The sequence below is a fragment of the Achromobacter sp. NCFB-sbj8-Ac1-l genome (genome assembly GCF_052695805.1).
Genome location: NZ_CP199812.1, coordinates 3,032,527 through 3,050,735, shown reverse-complemented (window position 1 = coordinate 3,050,735; position 18,209 = coordinate 3,032,527). Strand labels below are relative to the sequence as shown.

The window sequence follows — 18,209 nt, the reverse complement described above, 5'->3', positions numbered from 1 at the left end:
CCGTCCGCCCCGCCAACGCCTTGCCGCTGGCGCCCGAGCGCATGGACTGGAACCTGCTGCGCACCTTCATGTTCGTGGTGCAGGCGCGCGGCGTGGGCCGGGCGGCGCAGGCGCTGCACCTGAGCCAGCCGGCGGTCAGCCAGGCGCTCAAGCGGCTGGAAGACGCGGTGGGCGGGCTGTTGCTGCACCGGCGCAACGGCGAATTCCGCCTGACCAGCCTGGGCGAGGAAATCTACGCCATCGCCCGCGACATGTACGGCACCATGGCGCGCATCGAGAACGCGGCCGTGCAGGACCAGGCCGAGGTGGCCGGCACCTTGCGGCTGCTGGTGATGAGCCGCATCCAGAGCACGCCCTACGACGATTTCCTGGCGGACTTTCACCAGCGCTATCCCAAGGTGGAATTCCACATGGAAATGCAGCCCAGCGCCGATATTCTCGATGCGCTGGCCAAGCGCGTGCCAGCGCTGGGCATCTGTCTGTGCCGCAAGCCGGTCGAGACGCTGGAACGCAAGCTGTTCCTGCGTCACCAGTACGCGGTGGTGTGCGGCCGGCGGCACCCGCTGTTCACGCGGCCGCGGGTGGCCATCGAAGACCTGCTGGACCAGAATTTCGTGTGCTTCGCCAGCGACCAGCTTGGCGACACGCTGTCGCCGCTGACCATTTTCCGGGACCAGCAGGGTTTTACCGGGCGCATCGTCGGCACCTCGCCGCACCTGGAGGAAGTGCGCCGCATGGTGGTGGCCGGCATCGGCCTGAGCTTCCTGCCCGAACACCTGATTGCGCAGGACGTGGTCAACGGCGAACTGCGGCGCCTGCCGCCGCACGACAGCGTGGCCGAGATCGACGTGTTCCTGACCTGGCACAAGCAGCGCAAGCTGAGCCCGGTGGAAACGGCCTTCCTGGCGGCGTTCGACCGCTTTCTGGCGCGGACGTCGCTGGCGGCGCGGGCACGCTGACGGGGCCGGGGCCATTGCCGCAGCGCGTCATCGCCGCCGTTCACAAGAGCGGCCTGCAAGCGCCCATTATGGCGATAATGGCGCTCTCGACCCCCGCACTTTCCCTTGAGGACGCACATGTCTCGTTGGACCTTCTATACCGCACCGGGTACCTGCGCATTGGCCACCCACATCGCCTTGCAGGAAGCCGGCGCCGACTTCGACGTCGTGAAGCTGGACTTTGCCGCCGGGCAGCAGCAAAGCGCCGAGTACCTGGCCATCAACCCCAAGGGCCGCGTGCCCGCGCTGAAAACCGAACACGGCGTGCTGACGGAAACCCCCGCGCTGCTGGCCTTCGTGGCGCAGCGCTTTCCCGAGGCCGGGCTGGCGCCGCTGAACGATCCGTTCGCGTTCGCCCAATTGCAGGAACTGAACAGCTACCTGGCGTCGACCGCCCACGTGGCCCATGCGCACAAGCGCCGCGGCGCCCGCTGGGCCGACGACCCCGCCGCCCATGAAGCCATGCGCGCCAAGGTGCCGCAAACCATGACGGCCTGCGCCGCCTACCTGGAATCGCAGATCGTCGGGCCGTGGGTCGCGGGTGAACGCTTCAGCGTGGCCGATGCCTATCTGTACACGATCGGCAGCTGGCTCGAAGGCGACGGCGTGGACCTGAAGGCGTTTCCCAAGCTGACGGCCTACCTGGCGCGCGTGGCGGCCCGCCCGGCGGTGCAGCGGGCGCTGGCGCAGGCCAGCTGACAGGCAAGCGTCAACGCACCGGCCGCGCGGCATCCGCCCGCAGCTCGCGGGGCAAGGTCGTGCCGTAGTCGTCGTCGGCATAGATGCAGGCCGGCAGGGGCGACACGGCCCGGCCGCCCTGCTCCCATAGCGCTTCGATCCAGTCCGCCGCGGTATCGGCAATGGCGTCCTGCACGCAGAAGTCCGGTTCATCCCTGAACAACGGCACGCGCGGCGTGACGCCGGTTTCGCCATGCACCACGTCAAACAGATGGCGGCAGCCGTCGATCGCCTTGTTCAAGACGTACAGGTCGGGGCCGTCCAGCCCGATCACCACCGAAAACGTGCCCTCGCCATCCTGGTCGGGAAAGATGCCGAACTGGATTTCGCGCGCCTTCTCGGGCAGGCGCGCAAACAGGCCGGCCAGCGTGCGCAGTGCGGTGTCGGTATGCGCGTCGAGCACGCGCCGCAGGGTGTCCTGGTAGTTTTGTCGGGTCATTGCACGGGCAGGCGAGACGAAAACCGCAAGCGTACCGGATGAATGGGTTTCTGTTATTTCTGTCTTGACAGAAATAACAGAAACCCCCTACAGTGGCTCCATGAAACTGACTCCGATTGCCGAACGCTTCATCCTGCACTGGGGCGAAATGGGCTCGCGCTGGGGCGTGAACCGCACCGTGGCCCAGATCCACGCCCTGCTCTACCTGATGGGCCGGCCGCTGCCCGCGGAAGAAATCGCCGACACCCTGGGGGTGGCGCGGTCCAACGTCAGCAACAGCCTGAAAGAGCTGCAAGCCTGGCGCCTGGCCAAGGTGGTGCACGTCATGGACGACCGCCGCGACCACTTCGAGACGTCCACCGACATCTGGGAACTGTTCAAGCTGATCGTCGAAGGCCGCCGCCAGCGCGAGATCGATCCCACCCTGACCGTGCTGCGCGATAGCCTGGCCAGCCCCGAGATGGCCAACGAAAGCCGCCTGACCGAACAACGCGTGCGCGAAACGCTGGAATTCATGGAAATCCTCACCACCTGGTCGGACGAAATGCTGCGCATGAAACCGGAAACCCTGATGAAGACGCTGGGCATGGGCGCCAAGATCAGCAAGACGATGCGGCGCGGCAAAAGCTGATGCGACGGGCTCGGGGCGGGTTGGCCTGGCCAACATTGCCGTCCTTGAGCCCCTTTTTTTAAATTGTTATTTCTGTCTGTACAGAAATAACAGAAATAAAAGAATCGATCGATGCACCCACCTGATGAGGGCAACGGCATGAACATCCTGGTCTGCGGCGCCAACGGCTTTGTCGGCCGGGCCCTGTGCGAGGCCCTGCTGCAAGACGGCCACCGGGTCCTGAAAGGCGTGCGCCATCCCATGCAGCCCGACGAGATCGCCATCGATTACCTGGCAGACACGGACCCGGCCGCCTGGACCGACCGGCTGCGCGGCATCCACGGGGTGGTGAACGCCGCCGGCATCCTGGTCGAGCGCGGCGACGCGACCTTCGACCGGATCCACCGACACGCACCCATCGCGCTGTTCGACGCCGCCTGCCAGGCGGGCGTGCGGGGCATCGTGCAGTTGTCGGCGCTGGGCGCGGCAACGGGCGACACGCCCTACTTCGAGAGCAAGCGCGCGGCCGACGGGCATCTGCAAGCGCTGCCGGTGGCGCACTGCATCCTGCGGCCGGCGCTGGTCTATGGCGCGCACGGGGCATCGGCGCGGTTCTTTCGTGCGCTGGCGTCGGCGCCGCTGCACTGGCTGCCGGCCGGCGGCCAGCAGCGCCTGCGCCCGATACACGTGGACGAGCTGGCCGAGGTCGTCGTGCGGTGGCTGCGCGGGCCGATGCACACGACGGACGGCGCCTCGGCCGTGCTGGACCTGGTCGGCGGCACCGAGGTCACGTACCGCGACATGCTGGCCGCCTATCGGGCATCGATGGGGTTTGCGCCGGCCTGGCGGGTCACCGTGCCCGGCTGGCTGATCGGCGCCAGCGCAGCGCTGCTGGACCGCGTACCCGGCTCGATGCTGACGCGCGACACCTGGCGGATGCTGCGGGCCGGCAACACGGCCGACGTGGCCACCACCGCCCAGGCGCTGGGCCGCCTGCCGGCCGGCATCGACACCTTCATCCGCCCGGTGGACGCGCCCGCCATGCGCCAGCAGGCCCTGGCCGCCTGGCGCCCGGGCCTGCTGCGCGGCGCCCTGGCGCTGATCTGGCTGTGGACGGCCGTGTGCAGCGCCCTGCTCTACCCCGTGGACGGCAGCCTGGCGCTGCTGGCGCCGGTGGGCCTGCACGGCACGCCCGCCCTGGCGGCCCTGTATGGCGCCGCGGCGCTGGATTTCGGGCTGGGCATCGCCACGCTGTGGCGGCCCGGCCGCCGGCTCTGGGCCCTGCAGGCCGGGCTGGTGTTGGTCTATTCCGTGGTGATTGCCGTGGCGTTGCCGGCCTTCCTGTTGCATCCCTTCGGCCCCGTCCTGAAAAACGCGGCCGTGCTTGCCCTGTTAATCATGCTGCTCAGCGAGGAAACCCGGCCATGAATGCGTATCTCACGATCAAGACCCTGCACATTATGTCGTCGGTGCTGCTGGTGGGCACGGGCTTTGGCACGGCGTTCTACCTGTTCTTCGCCAACCGCACAGGCAATATTCCGGCAATTGCGGCGGTGTCGAAACTGGTGGTGCGCGCCGACCTGTGGTTCACGACTCCGGCGGTGATCTTCCAGCCGCTGTCGGGCCTGTGGCTGGCACACATCGCCGGCTGGCACTGGAGCACGCCCTGGGTCAGCCTGTCGATCGGGCTGTACCTGCTGGCGGGTGTGTGCTGGCTGCCGGTGGTGTGGCTGCAATACGAAATGGCCAAGATGGCCGCCCAGGCGCATGCCGGCGGCGCGGTCGCCTTGCCGGCGCGCTATTGGCGCTTTGCGCGGTGGTGGGAAATGCTGGGCTACCCCGCCTTTCTGGCAATGGTGGCGGTGTATTTCCTGATGGTGGTCAAGCCGGCGCTGTGGGCGGCGTAGGCGCCCCTCGGCGTACGGACGAAGCGGCCTACTTCAACCCCACCATGGCGCGCATCCGCGTGCGGATCGCGCCGGCATACGCCCAGCACCACACCGCCAAGGCCAGCATGGCCACGGTGAAATAGGCGCGCGCGTCCAGCGGCACCGGGTTCAGTTCGGACACGGTCTTGAACGGCTCGAAACCGATGAAGTCGCTGGCGGCCAGGGCGCTGAACAGCATGGCCAGCACCGGGCCGGTGAAATGCGGGCGTTCGCCGCGGGTCTGCGGGTCGGCCCGGAATTGCCAGTGAATCAGGCGGAACAGCTGGATGACGACGGCCACCAGCGGCACGACCAGGGCAAGCTGCAAAACCAGCAGCGCAACGATGACTTGAGTAGGAAGCATGGCCGGGATTTTACGGGCATCGGGACAACCCCTATTACCCGGCCGGACTCAAACAACTATCGTATTCGAGAATTATCAAATAAGAGAATTCTCGCTTCCGACAAACATGACCGCAGACACCCTCTACGACTACGCCGTCATCGGCGCCGGCATCGCCGGGGCATCCGTGGCCTACCGCCTGAGCGCGGCGGCTTCCGTGGCGGTGCTGGAACGCGAAGCCCAGCCGGGCTACCACTCCACCGGCCGTTCGGCGGCCATGTTCATGGAAACCTACGGCACGCCCCAGATCAAGGCGCTGACCCGCGCCAGCCGCGCATTCTACGAACAGCCGCCGCAGGGCTTTGCCGAGCATCCGCTGCTGCATCCGCGCGGGGTGCTGTACATCGCCACGCCTGAACAGCGCGACCTGCTGCACGACGTGTACGACGATTTTCGCCGCCAGTCGCCCAACGTGACGCTGATCGACGCCGACCAGGCCGTGGCGCGGGTGCCCTGCCTGCGCGGCGACCAGCTCTGCGGCGCCATCGAAGAACCCGATGCCCGAGACATCGACGTGCATGCCTTGCACCAGGGTTTCCTGCGCGGCATGACGCGCCAGGGCGCGGTGCTGCGCAACCAGGCCGAGCTGACGGCGGCATCGTTCAACGACGGTATCTGGACGCTGACGCTTGCCGGCGGCGAAACGTTGCGGGCGCGGGTGCTGGTCAATGCCGCGGGCGCCTGGGCCGACCAGACGGCGGCGCTGTGCGGCGCGCAGCCGGTGGGCCTGCAACCCTGCCGGCGCACTGCCTTCACCTTTGCCGGGCCGACCGACGTGGATTTTTCCCACTGGCCGGCGGTGGTGGGCGTGGACGAAAGCTATTACTTCAAGCCGGACGCGGGCCAGTTGCTGGGGTCGCCCGCCAACGCCGACCCGGTGGCCGCGCACGATGTCATGCCTGAAGAGCTGGACGTGGCGACGGGCATCTACCGCATCGAAGCGGCCACCTCGATGACCATCCGGCGCCCCAGGCACACCTGGGCCGGCCTGCGCTCGTTCGTGCGCGACGGCGATTTCGTGGTGGGCTGGGACGCCGAGGCGCCGGCCTTTTTCTGGCTGGCGGCCCAGGGCGGCTACGGCATCCAGACGGCCGCCGCGACGTCCGAACTGGCCGCGGCGCTCTTGACCCACCAGCCCGTCCCGACCCATTTGCAGGCGCACGGGGTGGATGCCCACGCGGTACGCCCCGAGCGCTTGCGCTGAACGCAGTCCCCGTCGTATCCCCTTCATCCCTTTTCGAGCGGAGCGGTTGCATGAAGATATTTTCCGGGTCCCTGGCGACCGAAACAAACACCTTTTCCCCCATCCCGACCGGCCTGTCGGCCTACCGGGCCCGCGGCTATTACCCCGCCGGCCAGCACCCGGACCGCATGCAGATGTTCTCGGGACCGCTGTGGGCCGCGCGCCAGCGCGCCCAGGGCAAGGACTGGACGCTGGTCGAAGGCATGACGGCGGGCGCCACCCCGGCTGGCATCACCACCCGCGACGCCTATGAAACCCTGCGCGACGAGTTGCTTGACGACCTGCGCCGCGCGGGCAAGGTGGACATCGCCCTGTTCGGCCTGCATGGCGCCATGGTGGCCGACGGCTATGACGACTGCGAAGGCGACCTGCTGCGCCGGGCCCGGGAGATCGTCGGCCCGGACACGGTCATTGGCGCCGAGCTGGACCCGCACTGCCACCTGACCGACACCATGGTGCAGAGCGCCGATTTCCTGGTGTGCTTCAAGGAATACCCCCACACCGACATCCTGGACCGCGCCTACGACCTGGTGGACCTGTGCGTGGCGCGCGCCGAAGGCCGCACCCACCCCTCCCGCGCGGTGTTCGACTGCAACATGATCTCGATCATGCACACCAGCCGCGAACCGATGCGCAGCTTCGTCGACCGCCTGCTGGCCATGGAAGGCAAGGAAGGCGTGCTGTCGGTGTCCATCGCCCATGGCTTTCCGTGGGGCGATACGCCGGACATGGGGTCCAAGGTGCTGGTCTATACCGATGGCGACCAGGGCCAGGCGGACGCGCTGGCCAAGGCCCTGGGCGAAGAACTGATCGGTTTCCGCGACCGCCTGGCCCCGCCCTACCCGGGGGCCGACGAGGCGCTGGACCAGGCGCTGGCGCTGAACGATTTTCCGGTGGTGCTGGCCGACTCGGCCGACAACGCCGGCGGCGGCGCGCCCAGCGATGCGACCTTCATCCTGGACCGGGTGCTGGCGCGCGGCATCCGCGACGTGGCCACCGGCCCGTTCTGGGACCCGGTGGCGGTGCAGCTCTGTTTCGAGGCCGGCCCGGGCGCGCGCATCCAGCTGCGCATCGGCGGCAAGGTGGCGCCGGTGTCGGGGCTGCCGCTGGATGTGGACTGCGAGATCGTGGCGCTCAAGCGCGACGCGGTCATGACCGGGCTGGCGGGCACGCCGGCCCTGCTGGGCGACGTGGCCGTGGTGCGCAGCCAGGGCGTGACGATCGTGCTGACGACCAACCGCATCCAGGCCATGGATACCGACCTGTTCACCCAGTTCGGCGTCGACCTGCACGCGATGAAGCTGATCATCGTGAAGTCGTCGCAGCATTTCTATGCCTCGTACTCGAAGGTGGGCCGCCACGTCATCTATGTGGAAACGCCGGGCGCCATCACCAACGACCTGAACGCCTTGCCGTTCACCAAGCGCAAGCTGCCGAAATGGCCCTTCAAGGGCTGATGCCTTCACTCACTGAAATCACAGCCGCCGCCCACGCAGGCGGCGGCCGACAAGACCAAGGGGATGACCATGATGAAACGTTTCAGCCTGCTGGGCGCAGCCGCCCTGCTGGCGCTGGGCGCGGCCACCGCGCCGCAGGCCCAGGCCCAGCCCAAGCCGAGCACGCTGCGGATGGTGCCGCACGCCGACCTGAAGACGCTGGACCCGCTGTTCAACACCGCCTACATCACGCGCAACCACGGCTACATGGTGTTCGACACGCTGTTCGCGCAGGACAGCCAGGGCCAGCCCAAGCCGCAGATGGTGCAAAGCTGGACCACCTCGCCCGACGGCAAGCGCTGGACCTTCACCCTGCGCCCCGGCCTGAAATTCAATGACGGCACGCCGGTCACCGCCGAAGACTGCGTGGCCTCGCTACAGCGCTGGGCCAAGAAAGACACGCTGGGCCAGGCGATGATGGCCGCGGGCGCCGAACTGGCCGCCACCAGCGCCGATACCTTCACGCTGACGCTCACGCAGCCGTTCGGGCTGGTGCTGGACGCGCTGGCCAAGCCGTCGGGCATGCCGCCTTTCATCCTGCCCAAGCGGCTGGCGCTGACCGACCCGAACACCCAGGTGACCGAAATGGTGGGGTCGGGCCCGTTCCTGTTCAAGCGCGATGAATGGGTGCCCGGCAACAAGGTGGTGTACGTGAAGAACCCGGCCTACGTGCCGCGCGCAGAACCCGCCGACGGGCTGGCGGGCGGCAAGGTGGCCAAGGTCGACCGGGTGGAATGGGTCTACATCCCCGACGGCAACACCGCCACCGCGGCGCTGATGAACGGCGAAGTCGACATGATCGAGCAGACCACGCCCGACTTCCTGCCGGTACTGGAAAGCAACCCCGACATCACCTTGAGCACGTCCGTGGCGTCGCAGGGCATGGTCATCGTCAATTCGCTGCACCCGCCCTTTGACAAGCCGCAGGCGCGCCAGGCGCTGTACTACCTGGTGAACCAGAAGGAAATGGTGTCGGCCATCGGCTACCCCGAGAAGTACCGGGTGGACTACTGCCCCACGCTGTACATCTGCGGCTCGCCGCTAGCCACCGACGCGGGCGCCGCGCCCTACGCCAAGCCGGACCTGGCCCGCGCCAGGCAATTGCTGCAAGAAGCCGGCTACCAGGGCGAAAAGGTGGTGCTGCTGTACCCCACCGACCACATCAGCGCCCCAGCGGTGATGGTGATGGCGCAGAACATGAAGAAGGCCGGCATCAACGTCGACCTGCAATCGATGGACTGGGCCTCGCTGGCGGCGCGCCGCCTGAAGAAAGACCCGCCCGCCCAGGGCGGCTGGAACGTGTTCCTGACCTGGGGCGGCTATTTCGACGCCAGCACGCCGGTCACCAACCCGTGGCTGTCGGCCGCCTGCGGCAACAGCCTGCCCGGCTGGCCCTGCGACAAGGAACTGGACACGCTGCGCACCCAATGGATCCAGGAAACCGACGCGGCCAAACGCAAGGAGATTGCCGCGCAGCTGCAAGCGCGGGCCTACCAGACAGTGCCGTATGTGATGTGGGGCGAATTCAAGCCGGTGTCGGCCGTGCGCGGCCTGAAACACACTGAGCTGATGAAGACCGGCATCCCCGTGATGTGGAACGTCGAAAAGCCGTAGCGGCCGGCGTATCGGACAAGCGAACACGCGGCACCCGGGCGCCTGGCGCGCCCGGCCGTCCGCCAGGGGGATAGCCATCGTGAAATACATTCTGCGCCGCATCGCGGCCGTCATACCCGTCATGGCCGTGGTCGCGGTCGTGGTGTTCATGCTGATCCACCTGTCGCCGGGCGACCCGGCGGCGGTGATCGCGGGCGACAACGCCACGGCCGACGACGTGGAAAAGATCCGCCTGAACCTGGGGCTGGACAAGCCGCTGCTGCAGCAGTTCGGCATCTGGCTGGGGCACTTGGCCACCGGCGACCTGGGTACGTCCATCGCCACCCAGATGCCGGTGGCGCAACTGATCGGCCAGCGCCTGGGGCCGACGCTGTCGATTGCCGCCTTCACCATGCTGTTTGCCGTGCTGATCGCCGTGCCGCTGGGCGTATTGGCGGCCTGGCATGCCGGCCGGCTGCTGGACCGGCTGGTGATGGTGGGTGCGGTGTGCGCGTTCTCGGTGCCGGTGTTCCTGATCGGCTACTGCCTGGTGTATGGCTTTTCGATCAAGCTGGGCTGGCTGCCGGTGCAGGGCTACAAGCCGCTGGCCGACGGGCTGGTGCCGTATCTGCGGCACCTGGTGCTGCCGTGCCTGTCACTGGGGCTGGTGTACATCGCGCTGCTGACGCGCATGACCCGCGCCACCATGCTGGAAGCGCTGTCCGAAGACTACATCCGCACGGCCCGGGCCAAGGGCCTGTCGGCCGGCCCCGTGGTCTGGCATGCGCTGAAAAACGCCGCCAACCCCATCGTCACCACCATCGGCGTGGGCGTGGCGCTGCTGATCGGCGGCGTGGTGGTCACCGAAACCGTGTTCGCCATTCCCGGCCTGGGCCGCCTGACCATCGACGCCGTGCTGCGCCACGACTACCCGGTGATCCAGGGCGTGCTGCTGGTGGCCTCGGGCATCTACGTGCTGATCAACCTGCTGGTCGACCTGAGCTACCGCCTGTTCGACCCGCGCATCCGTTATTGAAAGGGGCCACCCATGACCACCGCTACCCTGCCCCTGGCCACCGCCCGCCCGCGCTGGCGCCGCGCCACCCGCTCGCTGCGGCGCCATCCCATGCTGTACGTGGGCTGCACGATCCTGTTGGTCCTGGCCGTGATGGCGCTGGCCGCGCCCTGGCTGGCCACGGTCGACCCGCAGGACATCAACCCGATGGCGCGCATGAAGCCGCCGTCGGCCGAACACCTGTTCGGCACCGATGCGCTGGGCCGCGACGTGTATTCGCGCACCGTGTGGGGCGCGCGGATTTCGCTGCTGGTCGGCGTGGTGGTGGCGCTGGCGGCCACCGTGGGCGGCGTGCTGCTGGGCATGCTGGCCGGGTACTTTCGCCGGCTGGATGCGCTGATCATGCGCATCATGGACGGCCTGATGGCCATTCCCGGCGTGCTGCTGGCGATTGCGCTGATGGCCACCCTGAAAGGCGGGCTGGGCACGGTGATCGTGGCGATCGTGGTGCCGGAAATTCCCCGCGTGGTGCGGCTGGTGCGCGCCCTGGTGCTGACGATCCGCGAGCAACCCTATATCGAAGCCGCGGTGGCGTCCGGCACGCGCGTGCCCGCCATTTTGCTGCGCCACATCCTGCCCAACCTGTTCGCGCCGCTGATGGTGCAGGCCACCTTCATTGCCGCGTCCGCCATCCTGACCGAGGCCGTGCTGAGCTTTCTGGGCGTGGGCATTCCGCCGCACACGCCCAGCTGGGGCAACATCATGGCCGAAGGCCGCAATTTCGTGGCGGTGGCGTTTCACATCATCCTGTATCCGGGCCTGTTCCTGGGCGTGGCCGTGCTGGCCGTCAACCTGGTGGGCGACGGGCTGCGCGACATGCTCGATCCGCGCCTGGCGAAAAAGATCTAGGAGCCGCCATGCGATCCGATCCCGTACTGCAAGTGCATGACCTGACCACCTGTTTCGACGGCGACGACACCACGGTCGTGGCGGTGGACGGCCTGTCGTTCGACCTGATGCCGGGCGAAACCCTGGGCCTGGTCGGCGAATCCGGCTGCGGCAAGAGCGTCACGTCGCTGTCCATCATGCGGCTGCTGCGCGCCCCGGGCCGGGTGGCCCGCGGCCGCGTCGACTTCGAAGGCCGCGACCTCTTGGCCCTGCCCGAGAAAACCATGCGGGCGATTCGCGGCAACCAGGTGTCGATGATTTTCCAGGAACCGATGACGTCGCTGAACCCGGTGTTCACGGTGGGCCGGCAGATCAGCGAATCGTTGATGCTGCACCAGGGGCTGACCAAACGCCAGGCCTTGAAACAGGCCGAGGCCTTGCTGGAACTGGTGCAGATTTCGGACCCCGCCCGGCGGGTGCGCGAGTATCCCTACCAGCTGTCCGGCGGCATGCGTCAGCGCGCCATGATCGCGATGGCGCTGGCCTGCCAGCCCAAGGTGCTGATCGCCGACGAGCCGACCACGGCGCTGGACGTCACCATCCAGGCGCAGATCCTGCACCTGCTGCGCGACATCCAGGCGCGGCTGGGCACGGCCATCGTGCTGATCACGCACGACCTGGGCGTGGTGGCGCAGATGTGCCAGCGCGTCATCGTGATGTACGCCGGACGCAAGGTCGAAGAAGGCCCGGTCGACGACATCCTGGACCACGCCGCGCATCCGTACACCCAGGCGCTGATCCGGTCGCTGCCCGATTTTGTCGACGGGCAGGACCACACGGCGCGGCTGGCGGAATTGCCGGGCATCGTGCCGGTGATGACGCCGGACTCGCGTGGCTGCGCCTTTGCGGCGCGCTGCCCGCAGGCGTTGCCGCGCTGTGTCGACGAGACGCCGCCGGAGGTCGCGGCCGGGGAACGCCACCGGGTGTGGTGCTGGGCGCGGCAGGAAGAACCGGTGGCGATGATGACGGGAGAAGCGCGATGAACCTGCACGATGCACCGTTTGCGCCGAAGGCGGACGCGTCCGCGGCGAACCTGGCGGGGCCCCGGTCCGCCCCGCCGCTGTTGCAGGTCGACGGCCTGAAAAAGCACTTCGCCGTCGAAGGGGGCCGCGTGCTGCGGGCCGTGGATGGCGTGTCGCTGTCGGTCGCGCGCGGCCAGACGCTCAGCCTGGTGGGGGAATCCGGCTGCGGCAAGTCCACCACCGGCAAGTGCCTGATCCGCCTGACCGACCCCACCGAAGGCCGCATCCTGCTCGAAGGCGCGGACCTGGCCGGCATGAACAGCCGCCAATTGCGCGCCATGCGCCAGCGCATGCAGTTCATTTTCCAGGACCCGTTTTCGTCGATGAACCCGCGCATGCGGGTGCGCGACATCATCGGCGAGCCGCTGCGCAATTTCGGCCATGGCCGGGACGCCATCCGTGAACGCGTGGCGCAGCTGCTGGCCCGCGTCAGCCTGCGGCCCGATGCTGCCGACCGCTATCCGCATGAATTCTCGGGCGGCCAGCGCCAGCGCATCGTGATCGCACGCGCCCTGGCGCTGGACCCCGGCCTGATCGTCTGCGACGAACCCGTGTCGGCGCTGGACGTGTCGGTGCAGGCGCAGGTGATCAACCTGCTGATGGACCTGCAGCGCGACCTGGGACTGACCTACGTGTTCATCTCGCACGACCTGAGCGTGGTGCGCCACATCAGCCACCGCGTGGCCGTGATGTACCTGGGCAAGATCGTCGAAACCGGCAGCCGCGACGCGGTGTTCAACCAGCCGGCGCACCCGTACACCCGGGCGCTGCTGGCCGCCGTGCCGTCGGCTCGCCGGGGCGAACGCGCCCCCGTGGCCGTGCTGAAAGGCGAAATTCCCAGCCCGCTGGCGCCGCCGTCCGGCTGCGCGTTCCGCACCCGCTGCCCGATGGCCCAGGCGCGCTGCGCCGAGGAAACGCCCGCCCCGCGCCAGGTCGGACCCGACCAGGAGGTGGCGTGCCATTTTGCCGCGCCGCCTCCTGCCGGACGGCCCGCATGACGGCCCCACTGACGGCCCACCTGGTCGCCGCCCGGTCCTGGCGTCGACGACCCTCCCTGTATAGATTGCGCCCCCCTTCAGCCGGAGCCTTCCATGCCACACCTCGACACCCAGCCCTTTGACCTGATTCTTGCCGGCGGCACCGTCATCGACGGCAGCAACACGCCCGGCCGACGCGCCGACGTCGGCCTGCGCGGCGACCGCATCGCCGCCGTGGGCGACCTGGCCGGCGCCGCCGCGCGCCAGCGCATCGACGTCTCGGGCCAGGTGGTGGCGCCCGGTTTCATCGACTCGCACACCCACGACGACAACTACCTGCTCAAGCACCGCCACATGACGCCCAAGATCTCGCAGGGCGTCACCACGGTGGTCACCGGCAACTGCGGCATCAGCCTGGCGCCGCTGACGCATGCCACCCCGCCCCCGCCGCTGGACCTGCTGGACGAAGGCGGCTCGTACCACTTCACGCGTTTCGCCGACTACCTGGCCGCGCTGCGCGCCACGCCGGCCGCGGTCAACGCGGCCTGCATGGTCGGCCATTCCACCCTGCGCGCCGCCGTCATGCCGGACCTGCACCGGGCCGCCACCGCCGCCGAAATCGACGCCATGCAGGCGCTGGCCGAAGAGGCCATGGCCAGCGGCGCCATCGGTATCTCGACCGGCACCTTCTACCCGCCCGCGGCCCACGCCACCACCGAAGAGATCATCGAGGTCTGCCGGCCGCTGCGGCCCCACGGCGGCTTGTACGCCACCCATATGCGGGACGAAGGCGAGCATATCGTCGCGGCCCTGGAGGAAACCTTCCGCATCGGCCGCGAGCTGGACGTGCCGGTCGTGATCTCGCATCACAAGGTCATGGGGCAGCCCAACTTCGGCCGTTCGCGCGAAACGCTGCCGCTGATCGAAGCCGCCATGGTGCGCCAGGACGTGTCGCTGGATGCCTACCCCTACGTGGCCGGCTCCACCATGCTCAAGCAAGACCGCGTGCTGCTGGCCGGGCGCACCGTCATCACCTGGTGCAAGCCCTTTCCCGAACTGAGCGGACGCGACCTGGACGAGGTGGCCGCCGAACGCGGCAAGTCCAAGTTCGACGTGGTGGCCGAGCTGCAACCGGCCGGCGCCATCTATTTCATGATGGACGAGCCCGACGTGCAGCGCATCCTGGCGTTCGGCCCCACGATGATCGGGTCCGACGGGCTGCCGCATGACGAGCGCCCCCATCCGCGCCTGTGGGGCACCTTTCCCCGCGTGCTGGGCCATTATTCGCGCGACCTGGGCCTGTTCCCGCTGGAAACCGCCGTATGGAAGATGACGGGCCTGACCGCCGCGCGTTTCGGCCTGGCCGAGCGCGGCCAGGTGCAGCCGGGCTATTTTGCCGACCTGGTGGTGTTCGACGCGGCCACGGTGGCCGACACCGCCACGTTCGAACGCCCCACCGAACGCGCCGCCGGCATCCATTCGGTGTACGTGAACGGCGTGGCGGTCTGGCAGGACCAGGCGTTCACCGGCCAGCACGCCGGCCGGGTGCTGGCCCGGACCGCCGCCTGAGCCGCGCCAGCCCTTACAATCCGGCGTACGCAGCGGGGCTTGCGGGCCCCGCTCTCACCCCAACCCTAGACGCCAGACCGCTACATGGCCCCACCCCGCAATACGCCCCCGCCCGACATCGTGGGCAAGGAAGAAATGGGCGCCCGCCTGCGCGCCGAGCGCAAGGCGCGGAAAATGACGCTGCAGGCGCTGTCGCAGGCCAGCGGCATCGCGGTGTCGACCCTGTCCAAGGCCGAGCTGGGGCAGATCGCCCTGAGCTACGAGAAATTCGCCGCGCTGGCCCGCGCCCTGGGCATCGACATGACGCGCATGTTCATGCTGCGCGATGCCTCGCAGGCGGCCCAGGCGCCCACCTTCGTCAAGAACACGCTGCGCGACGCGCGCGACTACGTCACCGACAACTACCACTACCGCCTGCTGATGGGCGAGTACCCGGGCAAGAAGATGATGCCCATGGTGGCGCTGATCGACGCGCGCGAGGTCGTGGAATTCGAGGACTACATCCGCCACCCCGGCCAGGAATTCGCGCTAGTGCTGTCGGGCAAGGTGCGCATCCAGTTCGAAAACGGCGACAGCGTGGTGCTGGACAAGCTGGAATCCGCCTATTTCGACAGCGGCATCGGCCACGTGTACCTGTCGCTGAGCAAGAAGCCGGCCGAAGTGCTGGCCGTGTGCAGCGACCTGGACGACGTGCCCTCGCGGATCAAGCCGGCGCGGCAGGACACCTAGCGCGGGCGGTCCTGCGGCACGACCTCGAACAGATAGACGTTATCCGGTTGCAGATAACGCAACCGATACCGGCCGACGCGCGTCTTGCCGTCGGACAGCAGGTAGTCCACCTGCAAGCCATCGGGTTCGGCCTCGCCGCCCGCCCCCAGGTAGGTATTGACGGGATAGCTGAACCCCTGCCCCGGCGCTTCGCGCACGGCCGCGCAGGCCGAGAACAACCTTGGCAGCGCGTACAGGCGGTCCCCCTGCGCCACCAGCACCTGTGCAGAGCGACCGCCCCGGCCGCTGGAATTGAAATGCATCTCCACGCAAGCCCCTCCCGCGCGCCGCCAGACGGCGACCTGGGCAAGGTTTTCCGGGTCGATGGCGGCGATGGCCTGGCGCGTGGCCTGCGGGGCCCCGGCCTGGGCAGCGGCGGCCGCTTTACCCGCGTCAGGGGCGGCCGCGACGCGGTGGGGGCCGACCACCGCCAAATCCGTTCCCTGCGCCAGTCGCCAGCGCCGCTCACCGATCGACAAGGACTGCCCATCGAAACCGATGCCCGGCGTGCCCTTGGGCGGGTCCATGTCGAGTTCGCCCGGCGCGATCCATTGGGTGGCGGCGTAGCGCCGCACCGCCACGCGCATGGCGTTGACCCACAGGCAGCGGCGCGGGGTGTCGGTGCAGGCCCGTGCCAAGGGCGCGCCATTGCCCGGAAACAGGTTGCCGCCCAGGGATTCGTAGAAGGCCTGGTAGTCGGTGTAGGGCGCGGTCGCTGCCGCGGGCGGAGCTGAAGCCGGCGCGGTCGACGCCGTGCCCGCGGACTGAGCCTGCGCCAGGCTGCCCCCTGCCGCCCACAGCAGGATACCCACGGCGGCAACCCGCCTGGCCGTGGCGCCAGGACCCGCGTCGGGACGCCACGACGGGGGCAAGCAAGGGGGAATGGGGCGCGGCGAAATCATCATGGCCGCCAGCCTAGCCGTTACCGCCCGCCTTGGCCACTCCTGCGGGAAATCCCGTAGAAACTTTCTTCGGCCGGCCGGGGTCCCTATTTATTCAGCTTATTGTCAGCATTGCTGCCCGGCCGGCTGCGTGCCCGCGCGTCGGCGACCTACCGGAGAATTCCATGCCGCCTGATTCCCGCCCCCTGCCCCCCAGCCCTCACGCAGCCGGCGGGCGGGTCGGCGGCGCGGCGGCGGACGCCCTGGGGCCGCCGGGCCTGTCGGTGATGGATGCCACCGTGGTGCTGGTCGGCGTGGTGATCGGCATCGGCATCTTCGGCTTTCCCCCGCTGGTGGCGCAGCATGCCTCGTCCGAAGTCATGTACCTGGCGTTCTGGCTCGCCGGCGGGCTGGTGATGCTGGTGGGCGCGCTGTGCTACGCCGAGCTGGGCGCGGCCTACCCCGGCGCGGGCGGCGAATACCTGTACCTGTCGCGCGCCTGGGGGCCGAAGGTGGGCCTGCTGTTCGCCTGGGCCCGCTGCACCGTGATCCAGACCGGGGCCATCGCGGTCGTGGCCTTCATCTATGGCGACTACGCCCAGCAACTGGTGCCCCTGGGCACCCACGGCGCGACCGCGCACGCGGCCCTGTCGGTGGTGGCGCTGACCGCGCTGAACGTGGCCGGCACCCGCCATTCCAAGCGCCTGCAATGGCTGTTCACCCTGCTGACCCTGGCCGCGCTGGCTGCCGTGCTGACCGCCGCGCTCTTCACCCAGTCCCCCGTCTCGCCCGTGCCGGCGCCCCTGACCGGCAACGCCGCCGGGCTGATGGGCATGGGCATGGTGTTCGTGCTGCTCACCTACGGCGGCTGGAACGAAGCCGCCTACCTCAGCGGCGAACTGCGCAACCCCGGGCGCAACATGGCGCGGGTGCTGCTGATCGGCACCGCGGTGGTGACCGGCGCGTACCTGCTGACCAACCTGGCGTTGCTGGAACTGTTCGGCCTGCAAGGCCTGCGCGACACGCCCGCCCTGGGCGCGGCCGTCATGCAGCTGGCCGCTGGGCCGTATGCGGCGGCGCTGCTCAGCCTGGTGATCTGCGCCACCGCGCTCAGCACCATCAACGGCACCATCATCACCGGGGCGCGGGTGTATTACGCGCTGGGCCGCGACGTGCCGCGCCTGCGGGCCCTGGCCGGCTGGAACGCGCGCAACGAAACCCCCGTCAGCGCCCTGCTGGCCCAGGGCGTCATCACGCTGGCCCTCTTGGCCGTGGGCGCCTTCAGCCAGAACAGCGTGCAGGCCATGGTGGCCTACACCGCGCCGGTGTTCTGGCTGTTCATGCTGCTGGTGGCCGCGTCCGTCTGGCGCCTGCGCCGGCGCGACCCCGACCGCCCGCGGCCGTTTCGCGTACCGCTGTATCCCTTGACCCCCGCGCTGCTGGCGCTGGCCTGCGCCGGGCTGGTGTATTCCAGCGCGGCCTACGCCGGCGCCGGTGCGCTGATCGGCCTGGCCGTGCTGGCCGCGGGCGTGCCGATGCTGCGGGTGCTCAAGCCGGCCAGCCCCCTTCCCTAGCCCCAGG

General features: G+C 68.8%; 18 protein-coding genes. 15 read left to right on the top strand and 3 right to left on the bottom strand.

Annotated features, from left to right (window positions below; translation table 11 throughout):
- The first annotated feature begins 41 nt into the window (after positions 1–41).
- Together ACUDP5_RS13930 and ACUDP5_RS13925 are read left to right on the top strand one after the other, a co-directional pair.
- On the top strand, positions 42–959 hold the full coding sequence (locus ACUDP5_RS13930) for a LysR family transcriptional regulator (RefSeq protein WP_445659166.1): 918 nt from the start codon (positions 42–44) through the stop codon (positions 957–959).
- Between the two features lie 117 nt (positions 960–1,076).
- On the top strand, positions 1,077–1,697 hold the full coding sequence (locus tag ACUDP5_RS13925; RefSeq protein WP_263913315.1) for a glutathione S-transferase family protein: 621 nt from the start codon (positions 1,077–1,079) through the stop codon (positions 1,695–1,697).
- Between the two features lie 10 nt (positions 1,698–1,707).
- Here the strand turns inward: ACUDP5_RS13925 and ACUDP5_RS13920 are convergent, their stop codons facing one another.
- A complete protein-coding gene (locus tag ACUDP5_RS13920; RefSeq protein ID WP_445659017.1) occupies positions 1,708–2,175 on the bottom strand; it encodes a DUF6389 family protein in 468 nt (155 codons plus the stop codon).
- Positions 2,176–2,275: 100 nt separating this feature from the next.
- Between ACUDP5_RS13920 and ACUDP5_RS13915 the strand changes: the two genes are divergently transcribed.
- From ACUDP5_RS13915 to ACUDP5_RS13905, 3 genes are all read left to right on the top strand, one after another.
- Positions 2,276–2,806, top strand: coding sequence for a GbsR/MarR family transcriptional regulator (locus tag ACUDP5_RS13915; protein WP_445659016.1), 531 nt, complete (start codon positions 2,276–2,278; stop codon positions 2,804–2,806).
- Positions 2,807–2,944: 138 nt separating this feature from the next.
- Positions 2,945–4,213 carry an SDR family oxidoreductase gene (locus ACUDP5_RS13910; RefSeq protein WP_445659165.1) on the top strand — a complete coding sequence of 423 codons (1,269 nt, stop codon included), beginning with the start codon at positions 2,945–2,947 and terminating at the stop codon, positions 4,211–4,213.
- A complete protein-coding gene (locus tag ACUDP5_RS13905; RefSeq protein WP_445659015.1) occupies positions 4,210–4,692 on the top strand; it encodes a DUF2269 family protein in 483 nt (160 codons plus the stop codon). Before ACUDP5_RS13910 ends, ACUDP5_RS13905 begins: the two co-directional genes overlap by 4 nt.
- A 28-nt stretch (positions 4,693–4,720) precedes the next feature.
- Here the strand turns inward: ACUDP5_RS13905 and ACUDP5_RS13900 are convergent, their stop codons facing one another.
- Positions 4,721–5,077, bottom strand: a complete 357-nt coding sequence (locus tag ACUDP5_RS13900; RefSeq protein ID WP_263913321.1) for a hypothetical protein — start codon at positions 5,075–5,077, stop codon at positions 4,721–4,723.
- Positions 5,078–5,183: 106 nt separating this feature from the next.
- Between ACUDP5_RS13900 and ACUDP5_RS13895 the strand changes: the two genes are divergently transcribed.
- The 9 genes from ACUDP5_RS13895 to ACUDP5_RS13855 all read left to right on the top strand — a co-directional run bounded on the left by ACUDP5_RS13895 (position 5,184) and on the right by ACUDP5_RS13855 (position 15,708).
- A complete protein-coding gene (locus tag ACUDP5_RS13895; RefSeq protein ID WP_445659014.1) occupies positions 5,184–6,320 on the top strand; it encodes an NAD(P)/FAD-dependent oxidoreductase in 1,137 nt (378 codons plus the stop codon).
- 50 nt (positions 6,321–6,370) lie between these two features.
- Positions 6,371–7,816, top strand: coding sequence for a M81 family metallopeptidase (locus tag ACUDP5_RS13890; protein WP_445659013.1), 1,446 nt, complete (start codon positions 6,371–6,373; stop codon positions 7,814–7,816).
- A gap of 69 nt (positions 7,817–7,885) precedes the next feature.
- Positions 7,886–9,469, top strand: a complete 1,584-nt coding sequence (locus ACUDP5_RS13885; protein ID WP_445659012.1) for an ABC transporter substrate-binding protein — start codon at positions 7,886–7,888, stop codon at positions 9,467–9,469.
- Between the two features lie 79 nt (positions 9,470–9,548).
- On the top strand, positions 9,549–10,484 hold the full coding sequence (locus ACUDP5_RS13880; protein WP_445659011.1) for an ABC transporter permease: 936 nt from the start codon (positions 9,549–9,551) through the stop codon (positions 10,482–10,484).
- Positions 10,485–10,496: 12 nt separating this feature from the next.
- Positions 10,497–11,372: an ABC transporter permease gene (locus ACUDP5_RS13875; protein ID WP_445659010.1), complete on the top strand. Its 876-nt coding sequence runs from the start codon at positions 10,497–10,499 to the stop codon at positions 11,370–11,372.
- Positions 11,373–11,380: 8 nt separating this feature from the next.
- The gene (locus tag ACUDP5_RS13870) at positions 11,381–12,394 is read left to right on the top strand and encodes an ABC transporter ATP-binding protein (RefSeq protein ID WP_445659009.1); all 1,014 of its coding nucleotides are present in this window, start codon (positions 11,381–11,383) and stop codon (positions 12,392–12,394) included.
- Positions 12,391–13,431 carry an ABC transporter ATP-binding protein gene (locus ACUDP5_RS13865; RefSeq protein WP_445659008.1) on the top strand — a complete coding sequence of 347 codons (1,041 nt, stop codon included), beginning with the start codon at positions 12,391–12,393 and terminating at the stop codon, positions 13,429–13,431. Before ACUDP5_RS13870 ends, ACUDP5_RS13865 begins: the two co-directional genes overlap by 4 nt.
- Before the next feature lie 93 nt (positions 13,432–13,524).
- On the top strand, positions 13,525–14,979 hold the full coding sequence (locus ACUDP5_RS13860) for an N-acyl-D-amino-acid deacylase family protein (protein WP_445659007.1): 1,455 nt from the start codon (positions 13,525–13,527) through the stop codon (positions 14,977–14,979).
- Between the two features lie 84 nt (positions 14,980–15,063).
- The gene (locus ACUDP5_RS13855; protein ID WP_025138588.1) at positions 15,064–15,708 is read left to right on the top strand and encodes a helix-turn-helix domain-containing protein; all 645 of its coding nucleotides are present in this window, start codon (positions 15,064–15,066) and stop codon (positions 15,706–15,708) included.
- Here ACUDP5_RS13855 and ACUDP5_RS13850 read toward each other — a convergent pair.
- On the bottom strand, positions 15,705–16,559 hold the full coding sequence (locus ACUDP5_RS13850) for a hypothetical protein (RefSeq protein ID WP_445659006.1): 855 nt from the start codon (positions 16,557–16,559) through the stop codon (positions 15,705–15,707). The genes ACUDP5_RS13855 and ACUDP5_RS13850 overlap by 4 nt on opposite strands.
- Positions 16,560–16,915: 356 nt before the next feature.
- Here ACUDP5_RS13850 and ACUDP5_RS13845 point away from each other — a divergent pair, with 356 nt between their 5' ends.
- Positions 16,916–18,202 carry an APC family permease gene (locus ACUDP5_RS13845; protein WP_445659164.1) on the top strand — a complete coding sequence of 429 codons (1,287 nt, stop codon included), beginning with the start codon at positions 16,916–16,918 and terminating at the stop codon, positions 18,200–18,202.
- Positions 18,203–18,209 lie beyond the last annotated feature (7 nt).